General features: G+C 64.5%; 7 protein-coding genes and 1 CRISPR repeat array (1 of these 8 cut by a window edge). All 7 genes read right to left on the reverse strand.

All coding sequences use genetic code 11. The features are described from left to right. Nucleotides 1–8,036: direct repeats of the CRISPR family, unit length 36 nt; unit sequence CCTTCAATTCGGCCGCGGCTATGAGCCGCGGAGAAC; it begins 6,904 nt to the left of the window's first position. A gap of 238 nt (nt 8,037–8,274) precedes the next feature. The 7 genes from R5W23_RS05875 to cas4g/cas1g are packed head-to-tail and all read right to left on the reverse strand — an operon-like array spanning nt 8,275 to nt 17,541. Then, entirely contained in the window at nt 8,275–9,378 is a 1,104-nt protein-coding gene (locus R5W23_RS05875) for a type I-G CRISPR-associated protein, Cas3-extension family (protein ID WP_320685528.1), read from the reverse strand. Between the two features lie 40 nt (nt 9,379–9,418). Beyond that, entirely contained in the window at nt 9,419–10,918 is a 1,500-nt protein-coding gene (gene csb2 / locus R5W23_RS05880) for a type I-G CRISPR-associated protein Csb2 (RefSeq protein WP_320685529.1), read from the reverse strand. After that, nucleotides 10,918–12,045, reverse strand: coding sequence for a type I-G CRISPR-associated RAMP protein Csb1/Cas7g (gene cas7g, locus R5W23_RS05885; RefSeq protein ID WP_320685530.1), 1,128 nt, complete (start codon nt 12,043–12,045; stop codon nt 10,918–10,920). The genes csb2 and cas7g overlap by 1 nt, the downstream gene beginning before the upstream one ends. Next, on the reverse strand, nt 12,042–12,881 hold the full coding sequence (gene cas8g2, locus R5W23_RS05890; RefSeq protein WP_320685531.1) for a type I-G CRISPR-associated protein Cas8g2: 840 nt from the start codon (nt 12,879–12,881) through the stop codon (nt 12,042–12,044). Before cas8g2 ends, cas7g begins: the two co-directional genes overlap by 4 nt. Then, a complete protein-coding gene (gene cas3g, locus R5W23_RS05895) occupies nt 12,878–15,526 on the reverse strand; it encodes a type I-G CRISPR-associated helicase/endonuclease Cas3g (RefSeq protein WP_320685532.1) in 2,649 nt (882 codons plus the stop codon). Before cas3g ends, cas8g2 begins: the two co-directional genes overlap by 4 nt. 12 nt (nt 15,527–15,538) lie before the next feature. Continuing rightward, nucleotides 15,539–15,823 (reverse strand): CRISPR-associated endonuclease Cas2, encoded by a 285-nt coding sequence (gene cas2, locus R5W23_RS05900; protein WP_320685533.1) that lies wholly within the window; start codon nt 15,821–15,823, stop codon nt 15,539–15,541. After that, nucleotides 15,823–17,541 (reverse strand): CRISPR-associated endonuclease Cas4g/Cas1g, encoded by a 1,719-nt coding sequence (gene cas4g/cas1g, locus R5W23_RS05905; protein ID WP_320685534.1) that lies wholly within the window; start codon nt 17,539–17,541, stop codon nt 15,823–15,825. The genes cas2 and cas4g/cas1g overlap by 1 nt, the downstream gene beginning before the upstream one ends. Between the last annotated feature and the right edge of the window lie 496 nt (nt 17,542–18,037).

Here is an 18,037-nt window from a genome sequence, read left to right on the forward strand (position 1 = left end):
GAACCTTCTCGCTCGACAACTTGGCCGCGGACGCCAGCGAACTTCAATTCGGCCGCGGCTATGAGCCGCGGAGAACCGGTGAAGCGCACCGCCCCGGGGTACGCCACCAGCGGACTTCAATTCGGCCGCGGCTATGAGCCGCGGAGAACCTTAACTAACAAGGAGATTACATGGCAGAGAAGAAACACTTCAATTCGGCCGCGGCTATGAGCCGCGGAGAACCTGAGTGGTTCCAAGGGAATTAACGGACACTACGAACTTCAATTCGGCCGCGGCTATGAGCCGCGGAGAACTGCCACCCCATCGTCACACCCTCTTGAGTACCTGCCACTTCAATTCGGCCGCGGCTATGAGCCGCGGAGAACCGCGCAAACCACGCACTCGGACGCGGTGCCGGAACGCACTTCAATTCGGCCGCGGCTATGAGCCGCGGAGAACCGGGGCGGCGGTACCTGTGCCAGTGCGTGCGCGCACTTCAATTCGGCCGCGGCTATGAGCCGCGGAGAACCCAAGTCGCTCGCGACCGATGTCCAGGCGTTCGTTGACTTCAATTCGGCCGCGGCTATGAGCCGCGGAGAACCCGGCGGGGACGGATGACTGCGGAACCTGTGGATAACCTTCAATTCGGCCGCGGCTATGAGCCGCGGAGAACCAAACCAGTTTCATCACTTCGAGTGGATGTGTGATGCCTTCAATTCGGCCGCGGCTATGAGCCGCGGAGAACGCCGAGGCCGTCAAGGCGACCCTGGCCAGCACGCACCTTCAATTCGGCCGCGGCTATGAGCCGCGGAGAACTGCTCCACCTTCTTCTGGTACATGCCCAAATGCTCGCCCAGCCTTCAATTCGGCCGCGGCTATGAGCCGCGGAGAACAGGTGCGACGTGACAGGATGTTTCCCCGACTGCTAACCCTTCAATTCGGCCGCGGCTATGAGCCGCGGAGAACCTCATTCCCGTCTACACGCAACACAGAGGGAAGGCGGCCTTCAATTCGGCCGCGGCTATGAGCCGCGGAGAACCAGAGTAGTGGTTGCTCGCCGGGCTCATTCCCCGGCCTTCAATTCGGCCGCGGCTATGAGCCGCGGAGAACATCGCGTTGCCGTTGGTGCCGGCCACGATGCGGGACCCTTCAATTCGGCCGCGGCTATGAGCCGCGGAGAACGCCCGCTACTCACGGAGTGGCTGAAAAAGTGGCTCCCTTCAATTCGGCCGCGGCTATGAGCCGCGGAGAACGAAGAGCAGTACCTAGTTATCAAAGAGGCAGCGGACCTTCAATTCGGCCGCGGCTATGAGCCGCGGAGAACGCTGGTGGTGTTCGTGATCGTGACAGATGGGGAGGACCTTCAATTCGGCCGCGGCTATGAGCCGCGGAGAACCCCGAGCCCCAACCGTTTGAAAATGTGATAGAGCACTGGCCTTCAATTCGGCCGCGGCTATGAGCCGCGGAGAACTCGGTCAGTCTACACGCATCCCCGAACCGGAGAAACCCTTCAATTCGGCCGCGGCTATGAGCCGCGGAGAACCCTCTCGCTTCAGGAACGAGATCGCGCGCACGTTGACCTTCAATTCGGCCGCGGCTATGAGCCGCGGAGAACACGACAACCCGACGCAAGAGTTGCGTTGCAATTTTCCTTCAATTCGGCCGCGGCTATGAGCCGCGGAGAACTTCTCTTCAGGTTTCCAGAGCATGTCAAGGGCCGCACCTTCAATTCGGCCGCGGCTATGAGCCGCGGAGAACGACGACCACTCGGCCGAGATGTGCGCCAACCTGGGCCTTCAATTCGGCCGCGGCTATGAGCCGCGGAGAACGCGGTGGCGTTCGTCGCGCTGCTGCCGCTGCTCGACCTTCAATTCGGCCGCGGCTATGAGCCGCGGAGAACGTCGCTGGCGGCCTGTACCGCTTCGCCGAAGGTTGCCCTTCAATTCGGCCGCGGCTATGAGCCGCGGAGAACTGAGCCGCCAGCCGGCCGGGCCGTGCGCGTCGAAGGTCCTTCAATTCGGCCGCGGCTATGAGCCGCGGAGAACTTCGGCACCGACGACCCGCACATCAACGAGGTCGCCCTTCAATTCGGCCGCGGCTATGAGCCGCGGAGAACTTCACGCACCCGAGCATGTCGGACGACGGCCTGGGCCTTCAATTCGGCCGCGGCTATGAGCCGCGGAGAACGACACCAGCGGGGGCGAGTATGCCGAGCATGGGGCTCCTTCAATTCGGCCGCGGCTATGAGCCGCGGAGAACCCCGGTTCAGCCAAGAGGCCGATCACGTTCGTGGTCCCTTCAATTCGGCCGCGGCTATGAGCCGCGGAGAACCGGCCGGCACGCTGCTGTGTCAGCCCCCGGAGATCACGCCTTCAATTCGGCCGCGGCTATGAGCCGCGGAGAACGCGCAACCTCACCTACGTCGCGATCACTCGCGCAATCCTTCAATTCGGCCGCGGCTATGAGCCGCGGAGAACCGAACCGTTTGGCGGCTTCGGCGAGTGCGGATTTGCCTTCAATTCGGCCGCGGCTATGAGCCGCGGAGAACCAATATGCACAGCAGATGCACGGCGCGGTATCGCACCTTCAATTCGGCCGCGGCTATGAGCCGCGGAGAACCGGGCGCCCGCACCCCCGAAGCTGAAGCCCACCGACCTTCAATTCGGCCGCGGCTATGAGCCGCGGAGAACGGTGCCCGTGGTGAAGCGGAAGACGCCGAGCCTGCCGCCTTCAATTCGGCCGCGGCTATGAGCCGCGGAGAACGAGGACGACGGCCTGGACGCACTGCCGGCTGCCGAACTGCCTTCAATTCGGCCGCGGCTATGAGCCGCGGAGAACGACCGAGCGCGAATACACGATGATGTCCGAGCCGGCCCTTCAATTCGGCCGCGGCTATGAGCCGCGGAGAACGTTGATCGAGCACAGGGAGCCTTTCGTTAAGGGTCCCTTCAATTCGGCCGCGGCTATGAGCCGCGGAGAACTTACACCGATTACGCGCTCGACATCGACGACGTGGTCCTTCAATTCGGCCGCGGCTATGAGCCGCGGAGAACGAAAAGCTGCCCCAAACGCCCGCGGTGCAGCAGGCGGCCCTTCAATTCGGCCGCGGCTATGAGCCGCGGAGAACGGCAGGGTGGGGAGTTCGACGGAATTAATTTACCTCCTTCAATTCGGCCGCGGCTATGAGCCGCGGAGAACCTGACGGCCGGCGTGATCGACGTGAACGAGTACCGCCTTCAATTCGGCCGCGGCTATGAGCCGCGGAGAACCAGGCGAGGGCGCGGCAGCGGGCGAGGCGACCACACCTTCAATTCGGCCGCGGCTATGAGCCGCGGAGAACGCCGCAACGAACGCAATCAGTTGATCGAGCACAGGCCTTCAATTCGGCCGCGGCTATGAGCCGCGGAGAACGAACTGCTCTCGGCACACGCGGAGTTCCGCCGGCCCCCTTCAATTCGGCCGCGGCTATGAGCCGCGGAGAACGGGAACCGCCCGACCTCGCCCGGCGCCGTCAGTCCCTTCAATTCGGCCGCGGCTATGAGCCGCGGAGAACTTGGGGTTCGATGGCCTTGTGGGCTATCCGGTGCTCCTTCAATTCGGCCGCGGCTATGAGCCGCGGAGAACCGCGCTGGCGTTCGACGACATCACGTTCGCCGACGACCCTTCAATTCGGCCGCGGCTATGAGCCGCGGAGAACTACGACAAGGTGAACCAGATCCGCACCCTGGGCGACCTTCAATTCGGCCGCGGCTATGAGCCGCGGAGAACGTCGAGCTGGCGGCGGTCTTGCCCACCACCGACGCGCCTTCAATTCGGCCGCGGCTATGAGCCGCGGAGAACGCAGCGCGAACGCTTCGGCGAACTTCTGGTCACGAACCTTCAATTCGGCCGCGGCTATGAGCCGCGGAGAACCTCAGGAGGGGACGCGATGACACCGACAGAGCGGGCCCCTTCAATTCGGCCGCGGCTATGAGCCGCGGAGAACGAGGACATCCAGGCCGCCGCCGCGCACCTCGTGACCAACCTTCAATTCGGCCGCGGCTATGAGCCGCGGAGAACTTCAACGCGCCGCGCTTTCCCGTCTCGACAAGGAAGCCTTCAATTCGGCCGCGGCTATGAGCCGCGGAGAACGGAACCAGTCCTCGTGGTGCTCTCGTCCGGGTTGGGCCTTCAATTCGGCCGCGGCTATGAGCCGCGGAGAACTGTACCACTCCGAAGAGTGCGTGGCGCTCCCGTCGGACCTTCAATTCGGCCGCGGCTATGAGCCGCGGAGAACGGGGCGGACCGGTCGGCGGTGCCGTGAGCGCTCCCCGCGCGGGGTGTCCTTCAATTCGGCCGCGGCTATGAGCCGCGGAGAACCAGGAGCGCCTTGCGCACCCACTTGGCCTCGTTCTCCTTCAATTCGGCCGCGGCTATGAGCCGCGGAGAACCCAGATGCACCGAGAACGGGTCGTCAGTGCCGTCGTCCCTTCAATTCGGCCGCGGCTATGAGCCGCGGAGAACGCCGCCGGGGGCACCGCCTTGGCGAGCACCGCCTCCCTTCAATTCGGCCGCGGCTATGAGCCGCGGAGAACAGGTGCTTGGCCGCGATTGCTTCGCGGACTTTCGCCCCCTTCAATTCGGCCGCGGCTATGAGCCGCGGAGAACCACGCTTCTTGTGCTCGTTCAAGGGCTGAAGGTGACCTTCAATTCGGCCGCGGCTATGAGCCGCGGAGAACCTCCGCGAGCTGCGCCTGCGTCCACCCGCGGGCCAACCGCCCTTCAATTCGGCCGCGGCTATGAGCCGCGGAGAACCTCCCGCGGGTCCGTCGAGACGCTCCCCGGCAGCGTGCGCCTTCAATTCGGCCGCGGCTATGAGCCGCGGAGAACGCGGGGCTTGTTTGACGATCTGGAGGCCGCATGAGCCCTTCAATTCGGCCGCGGCTATGAGCCGCGGAGAACCACCGAACGGGGCCACGGCACCAAAGGCGTCGTCGGCCTTCAATTCGGCCGCGGCTATGAGCCGCGGAGAACGTTGCATTCACTGTTGCATTCACTGCCTGGCGATCTGCCTTCAATTCGGCCGCGGCTATGAGCCGCGGAGAACCCGATGAACACGCAGGGGGATCTAGCTAAGAAAAGGCCCTTCAATTCGGCCGCGGCTATGAGCCGCGGAGAACAAGGGGAGCAGGAAAAGGGCGAGGACGTTGGCACGGCCTTCAATTCGGCCGCGGCTATGAGCCGCGGAGAACCCCGGTTCGTCCGGGGCCTTTCCGGAGCGAGAACGTCCTTCAATTCGGCCGCGGCTATGAGCCGCGGAGAACGCGGGCGCCCGGTCCGTCTTCAGCGCGAGTTCGAGCCTTCAATTCGGCCGCGGCTATGAGCCGCGGAGAACCACGTCACGTGGTACGCGGCGCCTTCGCTGCCGTCGCCTTCAATTCGGCCGCGGCTATGAGCCGCGGAGAACGTCGTAATCGGCGCGTGAGTGGCTGTTGTGCCACACCCTTCAATTCGGCCGCGGCTATGAGCCGCGGAGAACCGCATGACCCGGCCCGCGCCCCGGCTGTCGTTCGGCCTTCAATTCGGCCGCGGCTATGAGCCGCGGAGAACCAAGCTCACCGGTCGTCAGGGGCTGTTCGACGTGCCGGATCCTTCAATTCGGCCGCGGCTATGAGCCGCGGAGAACAACGATGCCAACTTCGGCGTCGAGCTGCGGAAGGTGTTCCTTCAATTCGGCCGCGGCTATGAGCCGCGGAGAACGCAGCAGCACGCCTCTTGCGGCGAGCGCGGGCAGAACCCTTCAATTCGGCCGCGGCTATGAGCCGCGGAGAACCGGGGGAACAGTTCCTCGGCGGTCGGCATCGTTTCCTCCTTCAATTCGGCCGCGGCTATGAGCCGCGGAGAACGGCGCTGGAGCGGCGGGTGCGGACTCGCCGGTAGGTCCTTCAATTCGGCCGCGGCTATGAGCCGCGGAGAACGCCTTGAACCGCTACCGGGCGTGGGCGGCGCGGCACCTTCAATTCGGCCGCGGCTATGAGCCGCGGAGAACATGCCACATCCCACCAGTCATCGTTGACCGCGTTCAACCTTCAATTCGGCCGCGGCTATGAGCCGCGGAGAACCGCCCCTCCGACCCAGCCCAAGGCCGCTCCGCTACCCCTTCAATTCGGCCGCGGCTATGAGCCGCGGAGAACTGCTTGGTGCTACCGACGCAATGGACCCAACAGGCCCCTTCAATTCGGCCGCGGCTATGAGCCGCGGAGAACGCACACGTCCCGGACGCACAGTTCGACCGGACGGACCTTCAATTCGGCCGCGGCTATGAGCCGCGGAGAACCCGGCTGCTCGCCGGGCAACAGGGCGACGAGCGCCCGCCTTCAATTCGGCCGCGGCTATGAGCCGCGGAGAACTGCCGAATGGGCGCGGCGACTGGGCGTGTCCTTTGACCCTTCAATTCGGCCGCGGCTATGAGCCGCGGAGAACCTGATCGGCGACGACCCGTGCATCATGCGCACGTCCCTTCAATTCGGCCGCGGCTATGAGCCGCGGAGAACGCCGGCGGGGCGGCCGGCTTGCGGCTGAACAGGCGCGACCACCTTCAATTCGGCCGCGGCTATGAGCCGCGGAGAACCACACCAAGAACCCGTTGCCTCCTCCAACCAAAACCCCTTCAATTCGGCCGCGGCTATGAGCCGCGGAGAACTCCATCCACCCTCAACCCGACTACAGTAAGCCGCTTCGCCTTCAATTCGGCCGCGGCTATGAGCCGCGGAGAACGCGGCACGCGCGGGGCAAGGCCGGCGAGCACGCCGCCCTTCAATTCGGCCGCGGCTATGAGCCGCGGAGAACGGCTGCAAACAGGGCGCGTTTGCGTTTCATTTTAGCTGCCTTCAATTCGGCCGCGGCTATGAGCCGCGGAGAACCTCGGTGATCCGGTCCCCGAGCTGCGGGACGCCGCCTTCAATTCGGCCGCGGCTATGAGCCGCGGAGAACCACCTGTGCCGAATGCAAGAACGAACACGATGTCGAGCCTTCAATTCGGCCGCGGCTATGAGCCGCGGAGAACGGCCTGGCTCATCCCGCCCGGGGGCAGGTAGGTCGGCCTTCAATTCGGCCGCGGCTATGAGCCGCGGAGAACCTGCGAAACGTTCACCTTTGTCGATCCCCCCGCCACCCTTCAATTCGGCCGCGGCTATGAGCCGCGGAGAACGCGTCGAGTCTCTGTGCCGTGAGATCGATCAGGTCGCCTTCAATTCGGCCGCGGCTATGAGCCGCGGAGAACCACGCCCCCACTCCCCACGAGGAAGCCGAATGAGCAGTCCTTCAATTCGGCCGCGGCTATGAGCCGCGGAGAACGTGGAGGTGCTCGACCAGGGCACGGGCGTACTCACCGACCTTCAATTCGGCCGCGGCTATGAGCCGCGGAGAACCGCCTCTTCCGGGGCCTCACCGCCCCGGCCGAACAACCTTCAATTCGGCCGCGGCTATGAGCCGCGGAGAACGTGCGGCGGGACGAGCAGCCCGAGCGCCTCGGCGGCCCCTTCAATTCGGCCGCGGCTATGAGCCGCGGAGAACATCTACTTCGCTCAGGCTGACGGCACCGATCTCGTGCCTTCAATTCGGCCGCGGCTATGAGCCGCGGAGAACGGCCCCGGCGTGGGCACCGCCCGCCTGGAAGGTCGTCCTTCAATTCGGCCGCGGCTATGAGCCGCGGAGAACTTTCGCGAATCTAGTTGACACGTGCGGCGGCGCGGCCCTTCAATTCGGCCGCGGCTATGAGCCGCGGAGAACTTCGATCGTGCCGGTTTCAAGTGTCTCGCCCAAGTGCCTTCAATTCGGCCGCGGCTATGAGCCGCGGAGAACCTTCATCGAATCACTGAACGCCTTCGCGAACGATCCCCTTCAATTCGGCCGCGGCTATGAGCCGCGGAGAACGCGATCACGCGGGTCGCGGCGCTGGCCGCGAGCGGCCTTCAATTCGGCCGCGGCTATGAGCCGCGGAGAACGTCACCGACGGAGACAGTGAGCGGCAACTGATCCTGCCTTCAATTCGGCCGCGGCTATGAGCCGCGGAGAACATCAATTCTCGGAAATTATATCGTCGCAACGGATTATCGCAATCTCCGCGAGCGGTTGAGCGCGAAACGCGGTCATGACGTGAACTCTGGGGCACCAGTTGCCACAACCCGCTGACCAAGCCATCAGTTGCGACTTGCGAGCGGTGGCGAACTGGCGCCCGGTGGAAACTCGTTAGTTGTCAAAGACCTTCGGCGCGAAACGCCCGACGACGCGTTTCACCACCGGGCCGCTCGCGTGTTAGATCACCCGGTCGGGCGGCGTCAGGTTCGGCGTCTTGCCGACCAGGATACGCTGGCTCCGGAACACCGACACGACGCCGAACCCGCGGAGCGGGTCCGCCCCCAAGGGGTCGGCCTGGAGGCCCCGCAGGGACAGCATTGAGGCCACCCCGTCGGCTGTCAAGCACGAATCCCAGAGCGGCCACAGCCAGAACGTACTCGCCGCGCGGTTGCCCCGGAACCCGCGGGTGCGCACGCGGTCCCCGTCCGGGAACGACGGGAACAGCGGCCACGCCTCCAGCGCCAGGCGGTTCGCCCCCAGCATGCCGCCGGTTTCTCGGCTCCGCGAGTTAGTCGGCACGAGCCACTGGTACGCGTGGCGGCGGTCCTCACTCGGTTCCCAGTGCAGCGACTGGTTGTTCAGCGAGTCGCTGTAGTCCCACGGGGCGAAGAGGGCACGGTGCAGGTGATCGGCCCCGGTGCGGTGCATCACCGACCGAATGTTGCCGAGCAGGTAATCGCAGCGAACGGTTTGCAACTGACTGTCCGCGTCGATCGCCGACTCGCACGACAGCGCCGTAACCCAGTCGAGGCGGTGGCGGTCCTCGGGCCGCGGCGGGACCGCGTGTCGGGCGATGCTGGCGAAGTCGCGCGCCGCGCCCTTCGGCAGCCCGAGTTCGAGCATCCGCACCACCCACGCGGCCGAGTGATCTTCCACCCGCTTCGCCAGCCCCGCGGCCAGGAAATCGGCGAACGCGACCGTCGCGGGGGGCGGGGCCGGGAGGTGAAGCACGGGCACGTTCGGGGAGGTCGCGTCGCCCCACGACAACGTAACGCGACCGCCGAGCCAATCGGGACGCGCCGCCGCGCGCGACAACTGGTCGCAAGTGAGGAGCGTTCCCAGGGCGGCGAGGAACGCGAGCGGGTTCGCCCCATCGAGCCCCGTCAGCGGGAGCGCATGCCCTTCGGCCCGCGACACCCGCGCCGGCCGCGACACCCACCCGGTTGCCACCGGCGCCGGGGCCGCGTCGCGGACCTGCTCGGCGGCGCTCTGCGCGTGGTCCGCCAACCGGAACACCGCCTCCCGGTAGGCCGCGCCCCACCAGCCCCACGCCCGCACCACGCGCCAGAACCGCTCCGGCAGTTCGGCGTTGAGGTCCGTACTACTCGGCGGCGAACACTCCCAACCCGCGATACCGCCCGGCGCCGACCGCCAGCGGCCCGCGAACCGGGTGCGCGAACCGCACCCGCACGTGATACCGCCGCCCGTTGAGCCGGTCGGGCAAGGCGTAGCGCGAAGCCAACTCGGCCCCGGCCCGGAAACCCACCGGGCGCCAGTCCAGTTCGGTGATGGCATCGACCACCGCCCGCGCGAAGCCCGCATCCACGAACGCTTTCCGCAGGAGGCGAGCGGCCTTCTCGGGGTTGTGGTCGTCGTGCCCCGGCCATATCACGGGCGTCACCGTGGACCACGTCTGCGCATTCTCGGTGTACCGCCGGAGCACCCAGTCCGAATCCGGCAGCGCGTTCAGAAGGCCCTGCGCCCGGTTGTCCCAGACGAGTTCCTGACCGGGCAGTCGGCGGCGAATCCACTCGATGCGCTCCCCAAACCCCGGCGGCGCCGCCACCAGCACCCGGCGGATTGCTCCGACGTGCTCCCCGCGGTCGCCCCGGCGTTCGATGCTCGGTAGCGGGAGGTACATGAACCGCTCGTCGGCGCGTTCCCCCTTCGTTTGCGACCCGCTCTCGGTGTGCCCGTGAACGAACGACGCGAAATCGGGGAACGGCCAGTTCCGGCACACTTCGCCGGTCGCGTGCCGCACCCACGCCGCCACGTCGCGGCACTTGGCCGGTGTGTCGAACGACGGGTTCGGGGCGTCCGGATCGACCGACGTAATGCGGAACGCGACCCACTCGCGCGCGGCCGGTTCGGTGTCGCGCCGGTATCCGACCGTGTCGAACACCGTCAGCGGCGGCACCGGCTTGAACCCGTCGGCCGAGAGCCGGTTCAGAAACGCCTCGTGCTTCTGCGCCAGTGCGTTCAGCGTCCCGGCGCGCGGGGCGCGGAGTTGGGTCGTGGACGCGCCCGCCGCCGGGCGCCAGCGCTCGCCGGTGAGGTTCGCGGCTTCCTCTTCGGACAGCACCCGCGCGTCCCCCGCGACCATGTCCACGCCCCAGCCGAGGTGCGTGACGCTCCGCGCCGCGGTGACGAGCGTTTCCTTGTGCGTGGCAAACTCCGAATCGGTGTCCCCAATGGGGTAGAGGTAATTAACCGCCGGGAGCTCGTCGCTTTTCCCGATCAGATGCGTGGGGCGAACGTCCTTTTCGGTTCGGGAATCCGCGATGCTCGCACTCGTATTTCCGCCACTCCACGCCTTCGCCACCTTATCGGCCACATTATCGGGGACGTAAAGGCGGTATTTCACGCCCGATGGCACGCCTTGCGACGCGATCACCGTAGGCGCTGGTTGCTTCGCGAGCCACTCAAGGGCGGGCACAGCGTATTCAAGTCGCGTGCGCTCGTTCCACCGAGCCGCAGCCGCGGCAACGAGCGCCTGAAACACCCGTAACGGTGACGGCGGCCACTCAGGTTCTTCGCCGTCACCACGTCCGTGCGCACATGGCTGAAGAAACCGCACCGTAATGCAGAATTGAGAAGGCACTACTGGGCCTCCTGTTCGGGCGTTTCCTCAGCACTTTTCTCTTTTGATTTCTTCGCTTTTCCTTTCGTTTTTTTGTCCCCCTCTTTCAGATCAGTCTTCGCCCGCTCCTTCTCGAAAGGCACCGTTCTGCTATCACCGACGCCGAACTCTTTTGCGCTCGCGGTGGCATACTCCAGCGCCACTTTCGGCGTAATCGTTACTGGCTTCCGCTCGCCGGAAGGGTGAACTTCAACGAACTCACGCGGCTTGTCCGAATCGAGGACGAGCAAACACCCTTGCCGCAGGTAGCCAGATGGGTTGTGCGTAAACGCGACCAGCGCGAGGCCAAGGATGTAGCGGCGAAGTGCGAGTGTCCGCGCCGGGTCCTTTCCCGCGTGAAGCAGACGCAGAGCCGCAAGACCGAGCGTAGCGTCGCGCCGAACACCGCCGTCCGCGATGACGCCGCCGTGAGACGCTGACGCCGGAACGTGAACGAATCCGCGTTTCGCTAACGGGCTCTTGTTGTCGCCTTCGGCTTTCGCTTTCTCTTCTTCGCTGAACACTTCAAGAGCCGCGTAATCTACCGGCGGCATGTAGACTGCGCCGCGTGTGAGCGGGCGCACCTGTTCGGCACGAACCGTAGACGCTACGACTCGCGGGAGTTTGGCCTGTGTGTCACGCGAGTCCCACACGCCGAAAACCAGTGATGTCGGCGCAATCTTCGCGAGCTTTGTAGCGTCACCTTTCAACACGTCATTAAATGCGTCGTGCAGTTCCCTCTGAAGTGAAGAGCAACGAACGATTGCATCGCCGGCGCGATGTCCGGCTTCGAGGATACTCACCTCTTTCTCTCCAGCTTTCACCACGATTTGCGGAACGAGGTGCGCGTACTTGCCATCACACTTGTCAGGCATGAACATCGGCTCGATGCGATTCGCTTGCGACCCTACGCTGTCGATGAGGCAGACGTTTTTACCACTCGGATCGGTGTCAATGTTGTAACCACCTGGAAAATTGCCACCGGGCGCGAACGTTGCCGGGAAAAGCACGCCATCCGCACCTTCGGCTGGCATTAGCCATTCGCGGATGACAAGCGCCGCGGGGCCGTCAGCGCTCAGGTAATTGTCGAACTTGGTTAACTCGCTCATTTGACACCTCGCACGGCTTGGGCAGGAAGAAACGCTTTCATATACTCAGTCCGGTAAAGCATGCGGAATTCAAAGGCTCGACTACCTGTCACGTTCAACATCCCCGCTGCTGCTACCGAAGCGACAGAAGGCGGAAGGGGAATGGACCAAGTTGCGTACAGAATTCGCTCAGCTTTATCGGGTCGATGTGGACGAAACCGCTGCAACCCGACAAACGCGAGCAGTTCAAGCAGCGGTCTATCGTTGGGAGCTGACTTTACAGCCCCCGGAGCAAAACCATTGTCGCGCGGCGTATTTTGAGTGTTGTTTGCTGCATCAAAATAAAAGGGCAACCCTGACAATTTCGCTGTCCGCTGCAAACAGTTTTCCCTGCTGCTGCTGTCCCAGGTCAGGCTCTTAAGAGCGGACAGCATCGGGTTAGCCATCGACAGAACGAATTGTTTCGCCGCCCAAGTCTTGAGCAGCGTCACGCCAGATTTATCATCCCACCACCAATCCAACCAGAAATTGAACGGAGCGGGGATTTGAACTCGCTCAACTTGCCAAGCCTTTCGCAATCGCTCTTTATCTTGCTTGTCCAGTTCCGTTAGTGTCGATTTGTCGGCACTCAGTAGGCTGCCAAGCCGCTTCAATCCGTCGTCGCCGAGCGAACTAACGAATCGCAGGCAGACAAGCTGGTCAATTAACGTTGCGATATCACCCGTCGACACATGAAACGTTCCGTCCTCGAACCAACCTTCCGCGCCGGGCCAGAGACGGTCAGCCAACTCCAGCAACCCGCAGCACGCAAAGAACTGGCCCGGATTAGTCGGGTCCACAGCTACGCTGAAACTCATTTCACGCCCTCCGTCACGAACGCCGACGGCTTGGCACTTGCGGCGTAGTCCGCGGCGCGCAACAGTGACTCCAGGTACGCCAACCCCCACCGCCCGTACTGGCGCTGTAATCGCGCGAACCGCTGCGGCACCTCACGAGCAACCGTTCGCGCCGAGTTGTCGGAGCGCTCAGGGTCGAACGATTCGGCCTCTGGGAAGTGCGGGCGCCCGCGCCCGTGGTGCGTCGCGATGACGTGCAGCACAAACGCTCTCAGGTCATCGTTAACAAGGTCGGTGAACTCTTTCTCAAAGGTGACATCAATGAGCGAACCGAACTCGTGCCGGTAGTCGGTGATTTCGCGCGGCGTCCAATCGCGACCGGACTTCGCGAACCAAGGCGGCCCCTTCGGCTTCGGGTTACCGATCGAACGCTGCCACACCTCTCGCTGCTTTCCGAGGTCATGAAATTGTGCGGCAATGACGAGCAGTTTGTGGAGTTCGCCGGGGAGACCGAGCGCCGAAACAATGCGTCGGGTGCTATCGGTTACGTCCTTCGTGTGGTGGTCCAAGGCGATCGGGTCTTTGGTCGCTGCGGACTTGGACCCCTCATCGTCACCGCCGCGCGGGCGCTCGAACCAGTACCACGAGCGGCCTTCCGCATCCTCGTCGGCACCACCAACCGGAATGTTGATAACGCGAACGAGTCGCATCACCTTCCGCACCTCGGACAGCGCGGTGTCGTTTTCCCACAAACGGATACGGCGACGTTCTTTTTTCTCCGTATCCAGAAACAACTCATCGCTCACGTCGTAAGTGATGTCCTTCGTGTAGGGTTCATCGCCCTTGAGTAACCCACCTGAGAACCCGCCGGCGCGCGGCGGCAGCAGCACGGTTCGACCGCCGAGACCGACAACCGGTTTGTTCTGCCTATCCTTCTCGACAAGTTTAGAGAGTGTGTGAACGGTTACCGTTCCGTCGGTATCGATCACCCAGGCGGAAAGCCGCTTGTCCGGTTCTTGCTTCGCATCACGCGCGGCGATCTCCTCTAACTGCTCAAATACCTTGCTCCGGCCGTGGGTCGGACCGCTTAACTCTTCATGCGGTTTGAGTGGGAATAGCTCAAGAACCGTTTCCGGGTCAAGCTTGTTGAGTTGTAGGATATCCTCTGTCAGCACGTCCACCTCTTCGCGCCAAGCAATCGTCGTTTGCGGTTGATCGTCGCTGATTCCGTGCAAATACGCTTCAACCAGCGGGCGCCCGGGCAACTTGGCGCGGATGGTTGTGAGCGCCCACGCATCGAACAGAATGTCGGACACGGGGAGGATGGTCGGTGTCGGCGCGAACGCCTCCTGGCGCGCCTTCGGGTCGAGCATCCCGAGTGCGGCCGGACTGCCTTGGCCGTTAAGTTGCAGAAGCAAAGTGAGAGTCCGCATCCGCCGCACGTCGATCGTATTCTCGCCATCGAAGTCCGCTTCTCTTGGGTGAACGACGTGAATCTCGGTGTCGGTACGTTCCCCGAAGCGGTTCACGCGGCCGAACCGCTGGGCCATGCTCTCGAACGTCGAGAGGTCGCAGACGAGGTGATCCGCCGAAATGTTCACCCCCACCTCGCCCGCGCTCGTGCAGACGAGGTACACCGTGCCCGGTTGCGGTGCGGCGGTCGTGTTGCGGTTCGAGGGCGGTAAGAACCGCTGGAAAATCGGCTTCTTCACGAGGTCGTCGCGTTCCAACCCGCGAAGGGTTCCGGTCAGTTGCTCGAACGAACCTTTCGGGAGCTTCTTCGTGACTTTATCAACGTCATCAACTTTGCGGACGAAAACCAGAATCGCACTGCCGGATTCTTTGTGCTTCAGCGCAAGGTCCGCAATCTCGTCCGCGAGTTTCTTCTCGTCCTTGTTCGGCTGGAGGTGAAGCGCCTTCTTCGCGCCGACGCGTCGTTGAACGGTTTCGTCCTTGTAATCCTCGTCGGAGAGGGTGAACGGCGGCGGGCCATCGGCCCGCGAGGTCGCGGTCAGTTCCACCACCCGAAGCGGCCGGAAGTCCTTGCACCGCTGCTGTTCCTTTTCGATCTCTACGAGCAACTCCTGAAACGCCGGTTCCAGGTGCGCTTCGTCGTGGACGATGAGCGCGTCCTGGCCCAAGAACCCGGCGTGCAAGGGGCGCGTCTTGAACCCGCACCCGTACCCGCTGAACAGCAGCCGCGAGCCGATCATGTCTACGGTGCCGCAGATCACCGCCGGGCGCGACGGGTCGGCGCTCCACTCGCGGTTGTCCGCGAATTGGCCGCGTAGTGTGCTGATCGCGAGCGGCCGGTCCTTCTTCGGGTCAGGCTTCTCTGGGCGTGTCGAACACAACGCCCAAAGCGCGGCTTCGACCTCCGGGACATCCGGCAAGCGCTCTCGGAGATTCTCCACTTCATTTGTCGTCTGATCCACCACGGTGCGCCGGTTCACAACGTACACCAACCGCCGCGGGAGCTTGTTGTTCACAGACAGAGCGAGCAGCCAGACGTGGATGACCGATGTTTTGCCCAAACCGGTTGGCAGGTTACACGACGCCGGGATGTCACCAACGATGAACCGCTTATACAACTCCCACTGCCAAGGAAAAGGGCCGGGAGTGCCCGCGAGCGTCGCAAAGGCGGTGGCAAACTCGTTCTTATTCATCGGGCGAACTCCTCACAAAATCATCACCACGTCGTTCTTGTCGTGCGGGTCGGTCGGTCGGCCGATCGCCTCCATGCGCTGCAACCCCGACTCCGTGAGCGGGATGAACAGCACTTGGTCTTCGCTCAGGTCGATGATGTCATACAAGCGGGAGCGTAATCTTACAAAGTCAGTGGCGCTCACGCGAACCAGAAACACCGATAACTGCTTGCGATACCCGAAGTCCTCGCACGTCCGTGCGACCTTGCGGAGCCGCTTCGGGTTCGAGATGTCGTAACACACCAGGTAGCTGTCCATCACCGCACCGTGAAGCCGGTGTAGCTCGGCACGCCCCCGCGCACGAACGCCGCCAGCATCCGGGCCTGCACCTCCAGCATCCGCGCGTAGCTCATCCGGTACCCGTACACCGGGTGCGTCACCACCGTCGCCTTCCGCTGCTCGTACGCCGCAAAAAACGCCCGCCGACCCTTCTCCGTGAGGCTGCACGCGTCCCGCCAGACGATGAAGTCGTCCGGCGTGAGCGCCTCGTTGTTGATGAGCGTCAGCACCACCGAGTCCGCGATCACCGGGCGGAACTCCTCCATCAGGTCCAGCGCCAGCGACGGCTTCCCGTGCCGGCCCGCGTGGAAGAAGCCCTTGTACGGGTCGAACCCGACGGCACACGCGACCGAGAAGCAGTCCTTCGCCAGCATCGCGTACGCGAACGACAGCAGCGCGTTCACCGGGTCGCGGGGCGGCCGCCGGTTGCGGGTGGTGAAGTCGAACCCCTTCCCGGTCGGCGGCTGCTTCAGGAACCGCCCGAAGTCCCCGAAGTACAGGGCCGCGCCCTGGCCCTCGATCCCGAGAACGGACTCCACCGAGGTCTGGGCGTCGAGCGCCCCGATCAGCCCGTAAATGCCCTTCGCGGAATGCTCGTGACTGCCGCGCGCCTCGCCCTCCCCCCGCAGGCTCCGCATGAGCAGCGCCCGCTGGTTGCTCAGCTTCGCCCGCACCACGGCCTTCGCGAGGTCGAGGCACGCGGCGGGGTCGTCGAACGTGCGGAACTGGGCCTCACGCAGGGAGACGTTTTTGGTGGGCGCGGGCACGAACGAGCCGATGAACCGCCCGTGCCCGGTCACATACGCCACCGCGATGTCGTTGGCCGCCAGCGTCTCCAGCGCCTGCGTGCTCACCTGCACGTTCCCGCACACCACCACCTGCCGGATCGCGTGCATCGGCACCCGGGTGAGCTCCTGGCCCTCCTTCTTCACCACGAGGTGCTCGCTGCGCTTGCCCACCGAGGTGCCGGGCTCCTGGAGGTACAGCACCGCGCCGTCGTCGGTCATCGGGATGACCTTCTTCAGCTCCGCGACCGGCTTCTCGGCCGCGTCCGCGCCCGGGGCCGGGTGCCCGAGCTGGTACAGGGTCTCTTCGGGCAGGCACACCGGCGCCAGCGAGCACCCAAAGCACCGGTGCCGCAGCTCGGGCGGAAGGGGCGGGGGCGGGGCGTCAAGGGCCGCCAGCTCCCGGCACCGGGCGACGGCGTCGCGGGTCTTCTGGCGCAGCTCCGGCGCGAACTCCAGCGGCACCCGCTCGCGGCTCCCGGCGTGGAACTGGAACCCGTGCGGCACCGGCTGCCCGAACGCCTCCTCCAGCAGCATCGCCTGGGCGCACAGTTGGACCGCGTCGTTGTCCCACACGGTCGGCTTGCCGTCGGCGTCGTGCGGGGCGCTTCCGTGCTTGGTCTCCACCGGGTACCGCGCGCCGCCCTTCTCCTCGAGCACGTCGAGCACGCCGGTGACGCCGAGCCGCTCGCTGGACAGCGCGACCCCGCGGCTGGTGGTGGTGCCGCGGTCGGTGCGGGTCTTGTTCTTCAGGTCCGGGGCGTCCACCCGGCGGTGGTCGTGCAGCCCCCCCTCGACGTGCTCGTTGGTGGGCATCACGCAATCGACGTACTGGAGGTAGTACAGGCGCGGGCAGTACGTCACCTGGTTCAGGGCGCGGACCGGGATCAGGTCTGTGGCGGTCGCGGACATGGCGTGACTCCGGGTGGCGCGGGGCGGAGCGGGGATCGCTCCCAACCGAGTTCCGCGCTGCGGCCCGAAGTTCGACGACAGCGATCACAATTGGCCGCCCCGCGCGACCGGAACTCAATCCACGTCGTCCGTGAACAAGAAGTACATCGTTCGGCTCACACACGAACTGGCTGCTGCTGTCCGTTTTATTTTTTGTCTTTGTGGCACAGACATTCCTGTCTGTGCAGCGCGAGAAGGCCACACAGACAGGAATGTCTGTGCCACAAGAAACAGACACGACCAGCCGGGCCGTGAATCAGGGCGCCGAACGGACGGTTTGTGAGGCAGCCATCGCCCGCGAGAAGGGAACGGCGGAGAATTGGTGCCGTTGAGGGGGGCAATGCCATCAGCGCCGCAATGGTCCAACAGACGCTCAGGAAACGGATCGGCACCACTCACGCCGACACGTCGAGTTCGTGGATGACACCCCAGCTCCAGAAACTCGACGCGGCCTCAC

This window comes from Gemmata algarum, assembly GCF_034097035.1.
In the GTDB taxonomy this organism is placed as follows: domain Bacteria; phylum Planctomycetota; class Planctomycetia; order Gemmatales; family Gemmataceae; genus Gemmata; species Gemmata algarum.